The organism is Actinoplanes sp. M2I2 (assembly GCF_023544445.1).
Classification (GTDB): Bacteria; Actinomycetota; Actinomycetes; order Mycobacteriales; family Micromonosporaceae; genus Actinoplanes.
Genome location: NZ_JALPVJ010000014.1, coordinates 171,003 through 186,264 on the forward strand (window position 1 = coordinate 171,003; position 15,262 = coordinate 186,264).

At 73.0% G+C, this 15,262-nt stretch carries 15 protein-coding genes and 1 pseudogene; 10 read left to right on the top strand and 6 right to left on the bottom strand.

The features are described 5' to 3' along the window. Positions 1 to 1,238: 1,238 nt before the first annotated feature. From HJC40_RS28140 to HJC40_RS28150, 3 genes are all read right to left on the bottom strand, one after another. Positions 1,239 to 2,006 (bottom strand): hypothetical protein, encoded by a 768-nt coding sequence (locus tag HJC40_RS28140; RefSeq protein ID WP_250005532.1) that lies wholly within the window; start codon positions 2,004 to 2,006, stop codon positions 1,239 to 1,241. Positions 2,007 to 2,102: 96 nt separating this feature from the next. Continuing rightward, on the bottom strand, positions 2,103 to 2,291 hold the full coding sequence (locus tag HJC40_RS28145; protein ID WP_250005534.1) for a hypothetical protein: 189 nt from the start codon (positions 2,289 to 2,291) through the stop codon (positions 2,103 to 2,105). A gap of 67 nt (positions 2,292 to 2,358) precedes the next feature. Then, positions 2,359 to 2,757, bottom strand: a complete 399-nt coding sequence (locus HJC40_RS28150; RefSeq protein WP_250005722.1) for a PPOX class F420-dependent oxidoreductase — start codon at positions 2,755 to 2,757, stop codon at positions 2,359 to 2,361. A gap of 917 nt (positions 2,758 to 3,674) precedes the next feature. On the opposite strand from HJC40_RS28150, the gene HJC40_RS28155 reads away from it, so the two are divergent. The 3 genes from HJC40_RS28155 to HJC40_RS28165 all read left to right on the top strand — a co-directional run bounded on the left by HJC40_RS28155 (position 3,675) and on the right by HJC40_RS28165 (position 5,813). Continuing rightward, entirely contained in the window at positions 3,675 to 3,905 is a 231-nt protein-coding gene (locus HJC40_RS28155; RefSeq protein WP_250005536.1) for a hypothetical protein, read from the top strand. A gap of 60 nt (positions 3,906 to 3,965) precedes the next feature. Further along, complete coding sequence (locus HJC40_RS28160) at positions 3,966 to 4,739, top strand: hypothetical protein (RefSeq protein ID WP_250005539.1); 774 nt, start codon at positions 3,966 to 3,968, stop codon at positions 4,737 to 4,739. Positions 4,740 to 5,336: 597 nt separating this feature from the next. Next, positions 5,337 to 5,813, top strand: a complete 477-nt coding sequence (locus tag HJC40_RS28165) for a GNAT family N-acetyltransferase (protein WP_250005542.1) — start codon at positions 5,337 to 5,339, stop codon at positions 5,811 to 5,813. 335 nt (positions 5,814 to 6,148) lie between these two features. Here the strand turns inward: HJC40_RS28165 and HJC40_RS28170 are convergent, their stop codons facing one another. Then, positions 6,149 to 7,150, bottom strand: coding sequence for a LacI family DNA-binding transcriptional regulator (locus HJC40_RS28170; RefSeq protein ID WP_250005545.1), 1,002 nt, complete (start codon positions 7,148 to 7,150; stop codon positions 6,149 to 6,151). 109 nt (positions 7,151 to 7,259) lie between these two features. Here HJC40_RS28170 and HJC40_RS28175 point away from each other — a divergent pair, with 109 nt between their 5' ends. Next, a complete protein-coding gene (locus tag HJC40_RS28175; RefSeq protein WP_250005548.1) occupies positions 7,260 to 8,246 on the top strand; it encodes a Gfo/Idh/MocA family oxidoreductase in 987 nt (328 codons plus the stop codon). After that, a complete protein-coding gene (locus HJC40_RS28180) occupies positions 8,243 to 9,016 on the top strand; it encodes a TIM barrel protein (protein ID WP_250005551.1) in 774 nt (257 codons plus the stop codon). Before HJC40_RS28175 ends, HJC40_RS28180 begins: the two co-directional genes overlap by 4 nt. Positions 9,017 to 9,048: 32 nt before the next feature. On the opposite strand, the gene HJC40_RS28185 is transcribed toward HJC40_RS28180, so the two are convergent. Next, positions 9,049 to 9,822, bottom strand: coding sequence for a (2Fe-2S)-binding protein (locus HJC40_RS28185; protein ID WP_250005552.1), 774 nt, complete (start codon positions 9,820 to 9,822; stop codon positions 9,049 to 9,051). Positions 9,823 to 10,107: 285 nt separating this feature from the next. Here HJC40_RS28185 and HJC40_RS28190 point away from each other — a divergent pair, with 285 nt between their 5' ends. From HJC40_RS28190 to HJC40_RS28200, 3 genes and pseudogenes are all read left to right on the top strand, one after another. Continuing rightward, positions 10,108 to 10,920, top strand: coding sequence for an NmrA family NAD(P)-binding protein (locus HJC40_RS28190; RefSeq protein WP_250005555.1), 813 nt, complete (start codon positions 10,108 to 10,110; stop codon positions 10,918 to 10,920). A gap of 4 nt (positions 10,921 to 10,924) precedes the next feature. Then, positions 10,925 to 11,902, top strand: a pseudogene (locus HJC40_RS28195) (AraC family transcriptional regulator). 203 nt (positions 11,903 to 12,105) lie between these two features. Beyond that, the gene (locus tag HJC40_RS28200; RefSeq protein WP_250005558.1) at positions 12,106 to 13,014 is read left to right on the top strand and encodes a hypothetical protein; all 909 of its coding nucleotides are present in this window, start codon (positions 12,106 to 12,108) and stop codon (positions 13,012 to 13,014) included. Positions 13,015 to 13,113: 99 nt separating this feature from the next. On the opposite strand, the gene HJC40_RS28205 is transcribed toward HJC40_RS28200, so the two are convergent. Continuing rightward, complete coding sequence (locus tag HJC40_RS28205; protein WP_250005560.1) at positions 13,114 to 13,452, bottom strand: hypothetical protein; 339 nt, start codon at positions 13,450 to 13,452, stop codon at positions 13,114 to 13,116. Positions 13,453 to 13,826: 374 nt separating this feature from the next. On the opposite strand from HJC40_RS28205, the gene HJC40_RS28210 reads away from it, so the two are divergent. Beyond that, a complete protein-coding gene (locus HJC40_RS28210; RefSeq protein WP_250005563.1) occupies positions 13,827 to 14,336 on the top strand; it encodes a type II toxin-antitoxin system HicB family antitoxin in 510 nt (169 codons plus the stop codon). Positions 14,337 to 14,412: 76 nt separating this feature from the next. Next, positions 14,413 to 15,258 carry a DUF4097 family beta strand repeat-containing protein gene (locus HJC40_RS28215; protein ID WP_250005566.1) on the top strand — a complete coding sequence of 282 codons (846 nt, stop codon included), beginning with the start codon at positions 14,413 to 14,415 and terminating at the stop codon, positions 15,256 to 15,258. Positions 15,259 to 15,262: the final 4 nt, after the last annotated feature.

The window sequence follows — 15,262 nt, forward strand, 5'->3', positions numbered from 1 at the left end:
AGGGCCGGCACGGTGGCACTGTGCACATCGAAACAAGTGGCGGATCAATGCCAATCTTGTTGATGATTGCGTGTAACCCGACGAACCGCCAAGCCCCGGTCAGATGGTCACATGAACAGCAGAATCACGCCCGGTGCGCGAGGCTGAGGCCCTGACTCTGCGACTTCTCCGGGACGGCGCAGGCGCCCGCTCCAGATCGACGCCAAGTCCGCGCGTCCCCGTCCATCTCCGCGCCCCTCAGCGGTCACCGCCTGCAAGTCGCCCACAGGCAGTCACGTCGGAGTCGACGTGAAGATCAACCGGCGGGCTGAAGGGTTCTGGACCGCCGGCCCTCCACTACGACCGTTCGGAAGCCGAAGCCCGTAACCGAAGCCCGAAGCCCGAAGGCCGAAGGCCGAAGCCGGAAGCAAGGAGCGCGAGCCGCGAGCCGCGAGCCGCGAGCCAAGAGACGGGAGCCGCGAGCCGCGAGCCGCGAGCCAAGAGACGGGAGCGCGAGCCATGAACCGAAAGCGGGAGCCGGGAGGTTCAGCGCGAGGCGGAAGCGCGAGGCAGGAGCATGACCGCGAGGCAGGAGCATGACCGCGAGGCAGGAGCATGACCGCGAGGCAGGAGCATGACCGCGAAGCAGGAGCATGACCGCGAGGCAGGAGCATGACCGCGAGGCAGGGGCGCGAGGCGGGAGGCGCGAGGCGGGAGGCGGGAGGCGGCAGCGGGAGCCTGAGCCCGAAGCGGGAGCCTGGAGCGTGAGCGCAAAGCGAAACCCAGCAGCACGAGCGCAAAGCGGGAAGCCGTGAGCGCGAAGCGAAACCCAGCAGCACGAGCGCAAAGCGGGAAGCGGGAAGCGGGAAGCGGGAAGCGGGCAGCGTGCAGCGTGCAGTGAGGGCCAAGTCGCCGAGCGGCAAACGTGTCGGCTGGGTGCGCACCGAAGATTCCTCGGCACCGGCACATCACGGCGATCTGGACGTGCGTCCCGGCGGAAGTGGGGCTATTTCAGCGGCCCGGCTGTCACTGCGAAACAGGCCTAGGTCAGCGCGTGGAAGAACCACGCGCAAGGTCTGACCAGCAGTCCTGGCGTCGGCCGAGTGCCGCTCCGCCTCGGGTGATCCAGCGGGAACAACTGACCGTGGCCAGACCACCGTGGTCATCGCCGCCCAGCAGTGCGCAGTCGAGGCGGTGCGGCGAGCGCGCGCGGGCCACCGGCAACCGTGGTGGCTCCGCGCCGTACCGGAAGGGTCGGTCTACTTGCCCATCAGCTTTTCGATGTCTACGACGTCGGCCGGGGCCGGGGCCTTGATGTCGGGGAACTTCTCGCCGAACTCAGTGAAGTCGAGGCCGCCCTCGGCCGCGTTCTTGCTCTCGATGCGCAGCGGGTAGGGCTCGCCGGTCGTGGCGATGTAGAGCGTGCCGCCGTCCTGGGAGTTGTCGACCAGGCCGATCGCGGGCCGGCCGTTGATGTCCTTGGCCGCGCCCTTGGTGACCTTGCCGTCGGCGTTGAGCATCGAGTCGATGTCGGAGAAGCCGAACATGTCGGCGGTGTTCTTGTCGGTGGCCTTGACGGCGACCCAGCGGTCGCCGACCAGCTTGGCCATCTGCTCGCCCTGCTCCTTGCCGCCGCCGCTCATGCTCCAGAACGCCGCGTCGGGCCGGATGTAGCGCTTCTTGGCGACTTCGAGCAGTTCGACGCTGGGGCCGCCCATCGACAGCTTGCCGATGACCTCGCCGTTGCCGGTCTTGAAGTCGAGGCCCATCTTGCTGCCGTCGGTGACGATGTCACCCTTCATGTGGAACGAGCCGGCCTTCTTGAGGGCCGCTTTCGCCTTGTCGAGAATCTGCTGGGCCTCGAGCGCCTCGACCCCGTTGCCGGCCGGGGCGGCCGAAGTGGCCTGAGCGGCGGAGGTCGCCGGCGCCGCCGGGTTCGCCGCGTCGTCGTCCTGGCCTGCGCAACCGGTCGCCAGCAGGGCGGTTGAGGCGAACACGACCACCGCGCCGGCAAGTTTGATCTTCATGATGAGGTTGTCCCCGTTGTCGTCGCCCCGACCGGCTCGTGCCGGTCGGTGGCGCGACGAAGATACCCGTGCCGGTCAAGCCGGCGGCCGACGGGCTCAGGCCGGTTCGGGCACTCCACCGGGCTCGGGAGCCGGCTCGACATCGGGCTCGACGATCGGCTCGACCGGCGCCGGGGGCAGCGGCTCCGGGCTGTCCGGCTCCAGTTCGCCCGGGTCGTCGGGGATGGGCGCCCCCGGGTCGAGCGGCGGGTACTTGTCCGGGTCGGACGGGCTCTGCGCGGGCATCTGCATCTCCTTCTGCCGGTTTCGCCCGACCTACCCTCAAGATCCTCGGCCGAAACAACCGGGCCGGTCAGCCGTACGGCTGGTGGACGATCTTGTCGACCGCGATGGTCATGATGAGGCGTACCTGGTCACGGCCGCCGAACCACGGGTACGGGCCGCCGAGATACTTCTGGGCCAGCTCCTCGATGTGCTCGGCGCCGCCCTTCGGCGACACGTCGACGACCCGCCCCTTGACCGAGTAGTAGTCGGACACCTGCTCCGGCTTCGTGACGACCACCGAGACGCGCGGGTCACGCTGGACGTTGTGCACCTTGCGGAAGCCCTCGACCGTGTTGATCACGATGTGTTCACCATCGGTGCCCACCCAGACCTCGGTGAGCTGAGGCGACCCGTCCGGGTCGGTGGTAGCGAGGAAACAGGGGCTCGGCCCACGCAACAGTTTCAGCAGGCCCTCGGGCAAGATCATCACTTCTCCACCGTACGCCCGGAGCGGCCACAGCACGCCGGAGCGGCCGGGCGTACGCCGGGAGCGCGGCCCGGTGCGGTCCGGCGCCGCCCAGGAAATGCCCGGTGCACGCCCGCGCGGCCCGGCGCCCGCCCGGAGCAGCCGGCGCGGCCCGGCGCACGCCCCGAGCAGCCCGGCGCGGACTGGCGCACGCCCCGAGCAGCCCGGCGCGGACCGGCGCACGCCCCGAGCAGCCCGGCGCGGACTGGCGCACGCCCCGAGCAGCCCGGCGCGGGCCGGCGCACGCCCGGAGCAGCCTGGTGCGGCCTGGTGCGGCCTGGTGCGGCCTGGTGCGGCCCGGCGCATGCCCAGAAGATGCCCAGCGCACGCCCGTGCGGCCCGGCGCACGCCCCGAGCAGCCCGGCGCAGCCCGGTGCGGCCCGGTGCGGCCCGGCGCGGCCCGGCGCACGCCCAGAAGATGCCCGGCGCACGCCCGAGCGGCCCGGCGCACGCCCCGAGCGGCCCGGTGCGACCCGGCGCCGCCCAGAAAATGCCCAGTGCACGCCCAAGTGCACGCCCGGCGCACGGCCGGAGCAGCCCGGCGCACGGCCAGAGCAGCCCGGAGCAGCCCGGCGCACGGCCGGAGCGGCCCGGCGCACGCCCAGAAAATGCCCTGCGCATGCCCGAGCGGCTTGGCGCACCCCGAGCGGGCCCGGCGCGGCCCGGAGCACGCCCAGAGCAGCCGGCGCACGCCCAGAAGATGGCCGGCGCACGCCCGAGCGGCCCGGCGCACGCCCGGAGCGCCCGGTGGGCCTGGCGCACGCCCGGAGCAGCCCGGCGTATGCCCGGGAGATGGCCGGCGCACGCCCGGTGGAGCGGCCCGGCGCACGCCGGAGCGGCACCCTGCGGGCCCCGGAGACATCGGCTAAGGTGGACGCATGGTGACGGTGGCGGTGCTCTCGGCGATCTTGATGATCGTCGCTGCGCTGCTCGTCGCCGCTCTCGTCGTCACTGTCCTGGGTGCCGCCGTCCGCCGTCGCGGGCCGTTCGAGCCGGTTCCGGCCGCCGCTCCGGCCGAGCTGCTGCCGGGCGACCGCACGCGCGACCTTCTTTCGCAATTCGCCGCGGGTGTCCGCGGTTCCCGCGCGCCGCCGGCCGCGTCCGCCTGACCGTCGCTCCTCGACGGTCGCAGCCTTCCCTGGACGGTTTTGCGGACGGACGGATTCGACATGAACGTGGTTGCGGAAATGCTGCTCAACGACCCGGCGCCGATGGCCATCTGGGCGATGCTGATGCTCCTGACGTTCCCGGCACTGCTGCTGCTGGGCAGCCCCGAGACGATGCGCCGCCCGCGGCGCGCGGCCCAGGAATTCGTCGCGGCCCTGCGCGGGCGCGGTGAGCTCATCCGCCGGCGGGCCGCGGAGGCCGCTGAAGCCTCGCGCTATGCCGAGGAGGTGGGCGTCGCCGCCGAGCGGGCCGAGGTCGCGGCGCAGCGCTGGCAGGAGCTGCGCGACCGCTCCGGCGACGAGCTCACCGACGCGTACCAGGCCTGGCTCGACGCGGACGCCCGGCTGCGCACCGCGACCGCCGCGGCGGCGTGGGGCACGCCGTGGTCGGTGCGGACCTGCGAGGAGTACGCGACCCGGCAGCGCTACCTGCACCGCGAGGTGACCGCCGCGGCCGACCGGGGCGAGCTGCCCGCCGCGGCGGTGGCCGACGCGCTGGCCGAGCGCGCGGGCTGGGACGCCCGGCTGCACCCGGTCGACCAGCAGCTGGTCATCGCCCGGGCGTCGGTGGCCTGGCTGCGCGAGCGCTACGAGCACGCGGTCGTGGCCGAGCGGGCGGCCTGGCGAGACGCCGAGTCGGCGCGCCGCGCGAGCACCAGCCTGCGCCTCGAGGCGGACGCCGCCGCCGAGCGCGCGGCCGCCTTGCAGCTGCTCGTCCCCCACGGCCGCGCCATCGCGCCCGCCACTCGCCGCGCGGTGGCCGTGCCGGCGATGTGACCTACTGGCCGCTCGACCAGCGGCCGGTGCCGCCCGACGATCGGGGACGAGTTCGCCGGGGAGCTAGCCGTGCGGGGCCAGCAATTTTTCGCCCCCGAGGCGGGCCGATCGCCCTGAATTACATCGTCGTCGAGGATCTCGACTCCGGCCGAGTCCAGCCGCACCCGGACGTGCCTGGGCCAGCTGTGCCGCTGCCCCGTCATGGTCTGTCCGCTTGGTCATCCGCATCTGGTCGCGGTTCGAGTGCCGGCCCACATCAGAGCCGGTGAAGACCACGTTGTCGAGGCCGGGGTGGGCCACCGAAGGCCACGGCCCGCCACCAGGCGAGGGCCGCGCACCACGTTGGTGACGGCCTCGCGGATGGTCCAGGAGCCGCCGGCCCTGATGCTGACCGCACCCAGACCCGACACCCGGCCGCAACCGGCCGCCCAATCCCAACCAGCCGCCCAATCTCAACTGGCCGCCCGACCGCGACCCGCCGCACCAACCCAACCGCGCGCTGGTCGGCTTGCTGCTTGTGGGTCAGCCCGATGCTCCGGACTTGCTCGGCGGCATGGAGGTCTGCGCACCGGCGTCGGCAACCGGGATGATGTCGTGGTGACCATCGAGATTCGCAAGGCCGGCCCGGATGACATCGAGGCGATCATCTCCGTGGGACAGCGAACGTGGCCGACGACGTACGGATTCGCCGGCCCGGAGTACGTCGCCAAGGGCCTGGAGACGTGGTGGTCGACCGAGGCGATCAGGCGAAGTCTCGAGAACACGACGGTGCTCGTCGCGGAGGAAGACGGATCCGTGATGGGCACGGGGAACATCGACCTGCGGGGCGAGGCTCCGATCATCTGGAAGCTCTACGTGGTTCCCGAGGCGCAGGGAAGAGGAGTCGGCTCGGCGCTGATCAAAGAACTGTTCGGCTACGCCGATGGCCGCCCCGTACGGCTGGAGTACACCGACGGAAACGCGCCGGCAGCCGACTTCTACGCTGCGCACGGGTTCGTCGAGATCCGCCGGGAGGCTGACGAACGTCCCGGGTGGCCCGCGGCCGTATGGGTCGAACGGCGCCCTGCCGAGTAGTGGCACGCGCACGACGAGCGCGAACCCTGAGACGTCTGGCGTGACGGTGTACGCGGCTCCGCGCGATAGCGGAAAAGTCGCCGAGGTGGCCGGTCGAGGCCGGAGCGGCGACGAGCTCGGGATCAAGGGTCTTGTCCACGTCGACCGGCCGGGTACTGCGGATCGTCTGCAGCGAGAAACCGCAGTCGTCGAAGACGTGCCTGAGCTATGCCGTTGATGCCGGCGTCCGGATGCGGCCACCGCACGAAAGCCGCCAACCGGCAACGCTTCCCGGCGCCGATGGACCGGACCAGCCTCGATGAAGCGCCCACACCTGAAGCCGGAAGCGCTTTTCCTCAGCCGGGGTAGGCCGGACCCGTAGTGCCCCGGACGACCAGCCGTGGGGGGACGACGACCTCGCGCCGGGCGACGGGCGCCCCCTCGAGGCGGTCGGTTGCGCGGGCGACCGCGAGGCGGGTCATCGAGGGGACGTCCTGGGCGACCGTGGTCAGGTCGACGTGGGCCAGGCGGGCCAGGCTGCTGTCGTCGTAGCCGACCACGCTGATCTCCCCCGGCACGCCGACCCCGGCCCGGGTCAGCACGTCGAGGACGCCGGTGGCGCAGCGGTCGTTGAAGACGGTGACCGCGGTCGGCCGGTCGGTCAGCAGCGTACGAGCCGCGGCGGCGCCGTCCGACTCGGTGAGGCCGCCGGGGAGGATCGTCATTCGGTCGCTCAGGCCGTGGCGGCGCATGGCGTCCCGGTAGCCGCGGCGGCGGTCGGCCGCTCCCGGCGCGCGCCCGCCGTCGATGTGGGCGATCGCGCGGTGACCCAGGCCGGCCAGGTGGTCGACGGCCAGGTGGAGTCCGCGGGCGTCGGCTGTGCGGACGACATCGACCGCGGCGTCGCGCACCGACCGAGCCAGGACGACGACGGGCCGGCGGGCCGCGAGCCGGGCCAGCACGGCCGCGGTGGACCGGGGGCCGAGCAGGATGAGGGCCTCGCAGCGGTCGCGGAGCAGGCTGGTGATCGCCTCGGGTTCGTCGCGCTCCGGGGTGACCGCGCTCAGCGCGAGCTCGTACCCGGTTTCGCGGGCGGCCGTATAGAGGCCGGTCACCAGGTCGGCGTGGAACGGATGCTGGAGGCCGAACACGACACCGAGCAGGCGGCTGCGGCCGCTGCGCAGCAAGCGGGCCCGGCTGTCGGGCTGATAGCCCAGGGCCTCGGCCGCCTCGAGGACGCGTCGGCGGGTCTCGGCCCCGGCCCCGGGCTCGTCGCGCATGACGATCGAGACCAGAGACTTGGAGACTCCGGCCCGCCGGGCCACGTCGGTCAGCGTGGGTCTGCGTTCGTCGCGCACCCCGGACAGCGTAATCGCATCATCTGGAACGTTCCAGGGCGCACCTTGACCGCGGCCCGTCCCATCGCCGAGCCTGCATCGAGGTGGAACGTTCCAGAGGAGGCACGGCATGGTGGGAGTCGCTCTGATCGGAGCCGGGCGGATGGGTCTGTTCCACGGTGAGACGCTGAGCCGGCGGCTGCCGGGCGTGCGCCTCGCCGCGGTCGTCGACCCGGTTCCCGGGGCGGCCGCGAAGCTGGGCGCCGACCGCGCCTGCGCCGATCCGGCCGAGGTGTGGGACGACCCTCGGGTCGACGCGGTGGTGATCGCGTCCCCGATCCGCTTCCACGCCGAGCTGGCCGTCGCCGCGGCGCGGGCCGGCAAGCACGTGTTCTGTGAGAAGCCGATGGCGCTGACGCTGTCCGACGCCGACCGGGTCATCGAGGCCGCCCGGGACGCCGGGGTGGTGCTGCAGACCGGTTTCAACCGGCGGTTCGCGCCGGACTGGGCCGGCGCCCGGAAGCTCATCGACGCGGGACAGGTCGGCACCCCGCGGCTGCTCCGGTCGCTCACCCGTGATCCCGGCGGCTTCGACCCGGCCCGGGTGGCGGCCGGCACGATCTTCCTGGAGACCCTGATCCACGACTTCGACACGCTGCGGTTCCTCAACCCGGGCGCGGAGGCCACGGAGGTGTACACGGCCGCTGACGCCCTGGTCGAGCCGGACTGGCGCGATCGCGGGCTGCTCGACACCGCCGTGGTCACCGTCCGGTTCTCCAACGGCGCTGTCGGCACGGCCGAGGCTTGTTTCGAGGCGAGTTACGGCTATGACGTCCGCGGCGAGGTGCTCGGCTCGGGTGGCCTGGTCACCATGGGCGACGGCCGGCGTACGGGGATGACCTTCTCGGGCCCGGACGGGCGCGTCGCCGACACCGTGCGCGGCGACCAGGAGTTGTTCGCCGGGGCGTACACCGCGGAGCTGGCCGCCTTCACCGACGCCGTCCGGTCGGGCGGCGAGGCCCCGGTGACGGGTACGGACGCCCGCGGCGCGCTGGCCATCGCGCTGGCCGCGGCCGAGTCGGCGCGTACCGGAAAGGTCGCGGAGGTGGCCAAGTGAGGCTGGCCGTCTGCGCCGAGATGGTCTTCCTCGACCGGCCGTTCGACGAGCGGGTCCGGCGCATCCACGATCTCGGCTTCGAGGTGGAGATGTGGAACTGGGCCACCAAGGACCTCGACGCGCTGGCGCGGACCGGCGCCACGATCTCGTCGATGACCGGATATCTGACCGGCACGCTGGCCGACCGGGACGGCGCCGAGGAGCTGGTGCGCACCGCCCGCCTGGCCCTCGAGGCGGCCGAGCGTCTCGGCTGCGCTCGCCTGAACCTGCACGGCACCGGGCTCGACGACCGCGGCCGGCCCGTCGTCCCGGCCGCCGTGGTGACGCCGGCGATGTGGCTCACGGCGGCGCGGACCCTCAGCCGCCTGGCCGAACTGGGCGAGCGGACCGGGCGTACGTTCACTCTGGAGAATCTCAACACCGCCGTCGACCATCCCGGCACCCCGTTCGCCCGGGCCGCCGACACGCTGGCGCTGGTCGAGGCCGTGGACAGCCCGCACCTGCGTCTCAACCTCGATCTCTACCACGCCCAGATCGGCGAGGGGAACCTCATCGAGCTGGTAGAACGGGCGTTGCCGTGGATCGGCGAGATCCAGGTCGCCGACGTGCCCGGCCGGTGCGAGCCGGGCACCGGGGAAATCCACTACCCGGCCGTCGCGGCCGCCCTGCGGCGGCTCGGGTATCAGGGCGTGGTCGGGCTCGAGGCCTGGGCGTCCGGCCCGCCCGAGCAGGCGATCGAGCGGTTCCGCACCGCCTTCACCACGGACTGACCCGGTCGCCGGCGATCGTCCTCATCGGAGGGTCAGGCGCCCGGCTGGGGTGGCCGATAGCAGCAGTCGGAGCAGAATCGTGGTTCGGGCAGCGTGAAGGCCAGACAGCAGGTCTGCCGGTGCACCGCGACGCGCCCGGCCGCGCCCGGCGTCCACTCGACCAGCGCCCCGAGGTCCAGGGCGGCGATCAGCGTCGCGATGGCCTCCGGCGCCGAAGCCCCGACCGCCCCGGCGGCGTGCCGGGCGCCGTGCGCGATGTTCGCGGCCAGCGACCCGAGCAGCAGCCGCCGGCTGAGCCGGACCGACCGTTGGACGGCGGCCAGCAGCGGGTCGACGTGTTCGTCCAGCAGCACCCGGCGCAGCGTTCCCAGCAGCGCGGCCTCGTCCGGCACCACGGAGATCGCCGGGTTCCCGCTCGCGGCCAGCGGGTCGGAGGGCAGCACCGAGACCGGGGTGCCGGGATGCAGGCCCAGCCGGGCGGAGGTACGCGGGGCGTCGAAGCGCACCAGGACCTCGGCCGCGGTCACATGCGGCACCCGCCGGGCCGCCACCCAGCCGAACGCGACCGGCAGGGCCAGCCAGTACGAGTACGACTTCCACACCAGGGCGGCCGAGACGTGCGGCGGGGCGGACCAGCGGCGCTGCCCGGCGGCGAGCAGGCCGGCCGGGTCGTCGGCCAGGGTGGACGCCGGCACCCAGCCGTCCGGGTCGGTCACCACCAGGTCGGACGCCAGGCCGGGCAGCCCCGTGCTGGTGCCGAAGGCGGCTCTGATCGCGGCCAGAGCCGGCCCGGCGACATCTTCCACCCTCCGAGGTATACCCGGCGGGACGGTCCCGATGCGACGCGGGTCTCCGTCGCTGATCGTCACGCGACTGTCACATGTTCGCGGGTGCTTCGCCACTCCACCGACCGACGGTGGGACACACCTGGTGAAGGAGGAGGTGACATGCCGGCAGACGAGGCAGTGGGGTCCGCTGCTGTCGGCGGTGAACGCGCTGACCTCCCGCCCGCCCCGGCGCTGAGTGTTTCGCTTATGCCCTTGCGCCGGTGAGCCATTCAACGTCTCACCGCGGGACGCTGTACTGAACGCATGACACTTCTCATCGGCGGTAACGGCAAGACCGGGCGGCGGGTCGCCGAGCGACTCACCCGGCTGGGCCTCGACGTACGGATCGCCTCCCGGCACAGCGCGACCCGGTTCGACTGGGACGACGAGTCGAGCTGGAAGCCCGCCCTGGACGGCCGGCGCGCCGTCTACGTCACCTTCCATCCCGACCTGGGACTGCCCGGCGCGGCCGAGAAGGTCGGCGCCTTCGCCGACCTGGCCGCCGGCGCCGGGGTGGAGCGACTGGTCCTGCTGTCCGGGCGGGGTGAGCCGCTCGCGCAGGCGGCCGAGCAGCGCGTCCGCGAGGCGGGCACCGGGTGGACGATCGTCACCTGCAGCTGGTTCGCGCAGAACTTCAGCGAGGACTTCCTGGCCGGGGCGGTGGCCGGCGGCGACATCCGGCTCCCGGCGGGCGACGTGGCCGAGCCGTTCGTCGACGCCGACGACATCGCCGACGTGGTGGCCGCCGCGCTCACCGACCCGCGCCACCGGGGCCGGCGCTACGAGCTGACCGGCCCCCGGGCGCTCACCTTCGCCGAGGTCGCGGCCGAGCTGAGCCGGGCCACCGGCCGCGACATCCGCTACACGGCGATCGGCCACGACGAGTACGAGGGTGTCCTGCGCGACGCCGGGCTGCCGGTGGAGCTGGGCGAGATGTTCCGCGGCATCCTGGACGGCCGCAACGCCCAGCCGGCCGACGGGGTGCGGGAGGCGCTCGGCCGCCCGGCGCGGGACTTCGCCGGGTACGCGACCCGGGCCGCCGCCACCGGGGTGTGGGGCTCGGCACCGGTACGGTGAGCGGGTGGACGCGCTGACCGGATTGCTCGACGGGCCCCGCGCCCGGGGGGCGTTCCTGCTGCGCTCGGTCCTGGATCCACCGTGGTCGCTGCGGATCCAGGACGGCTCGCCGCTGTCGCTGATCACGCTGGTGCGCGGCGAGGCGTAGATCGTCAAGCGCGACGCCGGGCCGGTCCGCATCGAGCCCGGCGACGTGGCCGTCGTGGCCGGCACCGAGCCGTACGACGTGGCCGACTCCCCCGGCACCGCGCCGCAGATCGTCATCCATCCCGGCCAGCGCTGCGAATCGGTGGACGGCACCGAGATGGCGATGACCGGCCAGGGGGTCCGCACGTGGGGCGCGGCCGCGGACGGCGCGACCGTGCTGATCAGCGGTACGTACCAGATGCACAGCGAGGTCAGCCGGCGCCTGCTCGACGCGTTGCCCGGGCTGCTCATCCGACCGGCCGAGGCGGGCGACCAGGCGCTCATCGACCTGCTCGTACGGGAGATGACCGGCACCGAGCCGGCCCAGGACCTGGTGCTCGACCGCCTGCTCGACCTGGTGCTCGTGTCGGTGCTGCGATCGTGGCTGGCCGCGCCGTCCGACGACGCCCCGGGCTGGCAGCGGGCGCAGGCCGACCCGGTGGTGGGCCCGGCGCTGCGTCTCGTCCACGACGACCCCTCGTACGGCTGGACCGCGGCCTCGCTGGCCGCCCGCACGGGCGTTTCCCGGGCCTCGCTCGCGCGCCGGTTCACCGAGGTCGTGGGCGAGTCGCCGATGGCCTACCTGACCGGCTGGCGGCTCACCCTGGCGGCCGATCTGCTGCGCCAGGACGACGCGACGCTCGAGGCCGTCGCCCGGCGGGTCGGGTACGGCAGCGCGTTCGCGCTGAGCACGGCGTTCAAGCGCGAGCGCGGGGTCAGCCCCCAGGAGTACCGCCGCCGTCCGGCCCTCGCGCCGCACCCCTCTCCCCTGCCCCGCGTGGTGCGGCTCACGTGAGCTGAGCCCGGAGTGAGTGTCAGACACCCCAGGGTCGGGAGGAAGCGGCCGCCGTGCTCGGGTGGGCCGCCCGACGTGCTCCTGTGCCGCGCAGGCCGTGATCTATGCCCTGGGGCGGGGGCCGGACTCCGTCCCGGGCCCGATGACCCCGACCCGCGCCCGCCCTAGATTGATCTCCATCACCGAACCGGCGAGGAGACGACATGGCTGAGGAATTCACGGTCGGCGAGCGGCTGACCGGCACGCTGACGCGGGCGCGCGCCGCCGCCGACGGCCCGGTCGGCTCCGGCCACCTGCTGTTCTCGGCGGCGTACGACAAAGAAGTGGCGCCGTTGCTGGGCGCGTTCGACATCACGTCGCTGGTGGTCCTCACGGTCCTGCGGGACCCGGACGCCCCGGTCGATTCGGGCGAGGAGACCAGCGCGCGAGGCACGGACGGCCGGACTGTCCCGGTCTCGGCCGTCGCGGCCACCGCGCTGAGCCGGGCCCAGGACTCCCCGGTGGCCTTGCTGGCGGCGTTGCTCGCCGACCCCGCCTTCGGGGCGTCGGCGGTCGTCCGGGCCTGCGGGGTCGCTCCCGGCGAGGTACGCCAGGCCGCTCTCGACGGCCGACCGCCGCAGCGCGCCGACCGCCTGGCGCCCGAGCTGCGGCCGGCCCGGGACGCGCTGATCGGGCGGGTCCGTTACCGGGGCCGGGGGCTGCGCGACCGCCTGCTGTTCTCGGTGCTGGCCCGTCAGAGCAACCACGCCGCCCGGCCGGTGCTGTGGGCCCGGCTCGAGGCGGACGAGCGCGCCCGCGGCGAGAACCGGCCTACCCGTACCGATGACGTGCTGCTCGCCATGCTGGTCACGCATGAGGTGGCGGCGGCTTATCCCCATCTCTCGCGGGTCGCCAAGGACGGTTATGGCGGTGGGGAGAGGCTGCTCGCGGAGGGCGTCGACCAGGCACGGGTGCGCGCCGCGCGGATCGACGGGCCCGACGCGGTGCCGCCGGCGAAGATCCTGGTGCCGGGGCCGGACTGGACCGAGGACACCGGCGTGCTGCTCGACCGGTTGACCGCCCACCCCGGCAACCGAGCCGCCCGGCTGCTCCAGAGCCTGCGTACCGTCTGACCACCCACCCGGGGCGGCAGCCTCGCCTGCGTCCTGATCTGCTGGCGCCGACTGGTCGACTGACTTGAGGAGGATCGTGGTAGCTGCCGCTAGCTGTAGTCAGCCCTTCGGCCGGTGGACCGCGAGGAACTCGAGGATCGTCCGGCCCGCGGCGGTTGGCCGACGGCCCGTGTAGTCGCACTCGACACAGCCGACGTCCCCGATCTCCTCCGGCTTCCGGGCGAACCATGCACGCCCCTGGGCGACGCGCCGCCAAGCGTCCCGGTCGCCGGCGTTCGGATTGCCGCGGGCCCTGCGTTCGGCCACCCAGTCCTGGAAGGCGCGCTGCTCTTCCTCGTGCCACGCCTGAATATCTCTCGCCCGCTCCTCCCGAGCGTCCGCCCCGGTGCAGCGCGGGCAGTCCTCGTCGAGCGGTGGCAACTCCAGTCCGCCCATCATGGTCTCCAATCTGGCCGGTCCCTGTCGAGGGTCGATTGTATGGCGGCGATTGCCAACCGACGGCCCCTCGGGCGCCCACCTCAGCTGTCGGATTCCGAGGTCGTTGCACTGATGGCCATGGCCGAGTCAGTGCGGACGCTTCGGCACCCGCCACGGTCGTGCTGACTCCGCGCGGCGCCCTACCGGGACATCAAAAGCCCTGCCTGTCCGCGTTCGCTGACGTCCTTCGAAGGCCGTCGGCGCTCGATCTGGGCTGGACACCGTCGGTGGTGGCTGGCTTCCGGAGCCGTGCGTGTGCCATCCAGCGCCACGATGGCACCACTATGACGTCATAGACGCTTGCAGTTGTGCCACCCGTGTGCCACGATGGTGCCATGGACCTGACCACGTATGTGAACAACCTCGGTCGGCAGTTCGCAACGCTCGCCGAGGCCGGCGGGGAAGACGCGCGTGCGCTGGTCGAGCGCCTGACCGGCTCGCTCGAGTCAGCGATCCGCATGACGCTCCTGGAGGCACTGTCGGCCGCCGCCGACGAGATCACCCGCGACCTGGCCCCGGGCTCGGTGGAGGTACGCCTGCGGGCCCGCGACCCGGAATTCGTGGTGACGCTGCCCCCGGCCGCGCCCGACGAGGCCGCGACCACCACGGAGAGCGCCGACCTGCCGATCACCGACGACGGGCCGGCCACCCGGATCAACGTACGGATGCCCGAGCAGCTCAAGACCGCGATCGAGGACGCCGCAGCCCGGGAGGGGCGCTCGGTCAACGCCTGGCTCGTCCGCGCGGCCACCATCGGGCTCCAGCAGAGCGACCGTCAGCAACGCCCCGAGTCGCGCGGCAGCTCCCGGCCGAACGCGCAACGCTTCACCGGCTGGGTGCGCTGACCGCACCGCCCACCTTTCTCCCATCACGTCCCTGACCTGCGGGGACGCGTCATCGACCTGTCACGAGGGGACCCCCATGCCTGTTTTCGACACTCCTGAATCGATCACCGTCACTGTCGAGCTCGGCGTCGGCGAGTTGCGCATCGCCGCGAGCGACCGCACCGACACCGTCGTCGAGGTCCGGGCCAGCAACGAGGCCGACGAGTCCGACGTCCAGGCGGCCGCTCAGGTCACCGTCGACTTCTCCAACGGCGAGCTGCGGGTGACCGGCCCGAAGCGGATCTTCGACTTCTCCCGCAAGACCCGGTCGGTCGACGTGTCCCTCGAACTGCCCAGTGGTTCGCAGGTGTCGGCCCACTTCTGGATGGGCCGGATGCACAGCGCCGGCCGGCTCGGCGATTGCCGGCTCAAGACGACCGGCGACATCTCGCTCGAACGGACCGGGGCGCTGCGGGTGCATACCGGGATGGGAGACGTCACGGTCGGCCGCGTCGACGGCCGGGCCGACGTCTCCACGGGCTCCGGCAAGATCCGGATCGGCGAGATCGACGGCGGCGCGGAGGTCAAGAACTCCAACGGCGACACCGCGATCGACGCGATCATCGGCGACCTCCGGGTGCGCAACGCCAACGGCGTCATCGAGGTCGGCCGGGCCGGCGCGGGCGCCGACCTCAAGACCTCGACCGGAGCCGTACGACTCGGCGAGGCGGTCCGTGGCTCGGTCGTGCTGCAGACGGCCGCGGGCAACGTCGACATCGGTATCGCCGAGGGCACGGCCGCCTGGCTCGAGCTCAACTCCGGCTTCGGCCATGTCCGCAACGAGTTGGCGGACGTCCCGGGGCCCGGCGGAAGCGACCAGACCGTCGAGGTGCGCGGCCGCACCTCGTACGGCGACATCACCGTCCACCGCTCCATGGCCTGAGGAG

What these genes read in the sequence shown, in the direction of transcription:
- HJC40_RS28140 (WP_250005532.1), bottom strand. Translation starts at nt 2,006, where the DNA reads ATGAAGATCAAACTTGCCGGCGCGGTGGTCGTGTTCGCCTCAACCGCC.
- HJC40_RS28145 (WP_250005534.1), bottom strand. Translation starts at nt 2,291, where the DNA reads ATGCCCGCGCAGAGCCCGTCCGACCCGGACAAGTACCCGCCGCTCGAC.
- HJC40_RS28150 (WP_250005722.1), bottom strand. Translation starts at nt 2,757, where the DNA reads ATGATCTTGCCCGAGGGCCTGCTGAAACTGTTGCGTGGGCCGAGCCCC.
- HJC40_RS28155 (WP_250005536.1), top strand. Translation starts at nt 3,675, where the DNA reads ATGGTGACGGTGGCGGTGCTCTCGGCGATCTTGATGATCGTCGCTGCG.
- HJC40_RS28160 (WP_250005539.1), top strand. Translation starts at nt 3,966, where the DNA reads ATGAACGTGGTTGCGGAAATGCTGCTCAACGACCCGGCGCCGATGGCC.
- HJC40_RS28175 (WP_250005548.1), top strand. Translation starts at nt 7,260, where the DNA reads ATGGTGGGAGTCGCTCTGATCGGAGCCGGGCGGATGGGTCTGTTCCAC.
- HJC40_RS28190 (WP_250005555.1), top strand. Translation starts at nt 10,108, where the DNA reads ATGACACTTCTCATCGGCGGTAACGGCAAGACCGGGCGGCGGGTCGCC.
- HJC40_RS28200 (WP_250005558.1), top strand. Translation starts at nt 12,106, where the DNA reads ATGGCTGAGGAATTCACGGTCGGCGAGCGGCTGACCGGCACGCTGACG.
- HJC40_RS28205 (WP_250005560.1), bottom strand. Translation starts at nt 13,452, where the DNA reads ATGATGGGCGGACTGGAGTTGCCACCGCTCGACGAGGACTGCCCGCGC.
- HJC40_RS28210 (WP_250005563.1), top strand. Translation starts at nt 13,827, where the DNA reads ATGGACCTGACCACGTATGTGAACAACCTCGGTCGGCAGTTCGCAACG.
- HJC40_RS28215 (WP_250005566.1), top strand. Translation starts at nt 14,413, where the DNA reads ATGCCTGTTTTCGACACTCCTGAATCGATCACCGTCACTGTCGAGCTC.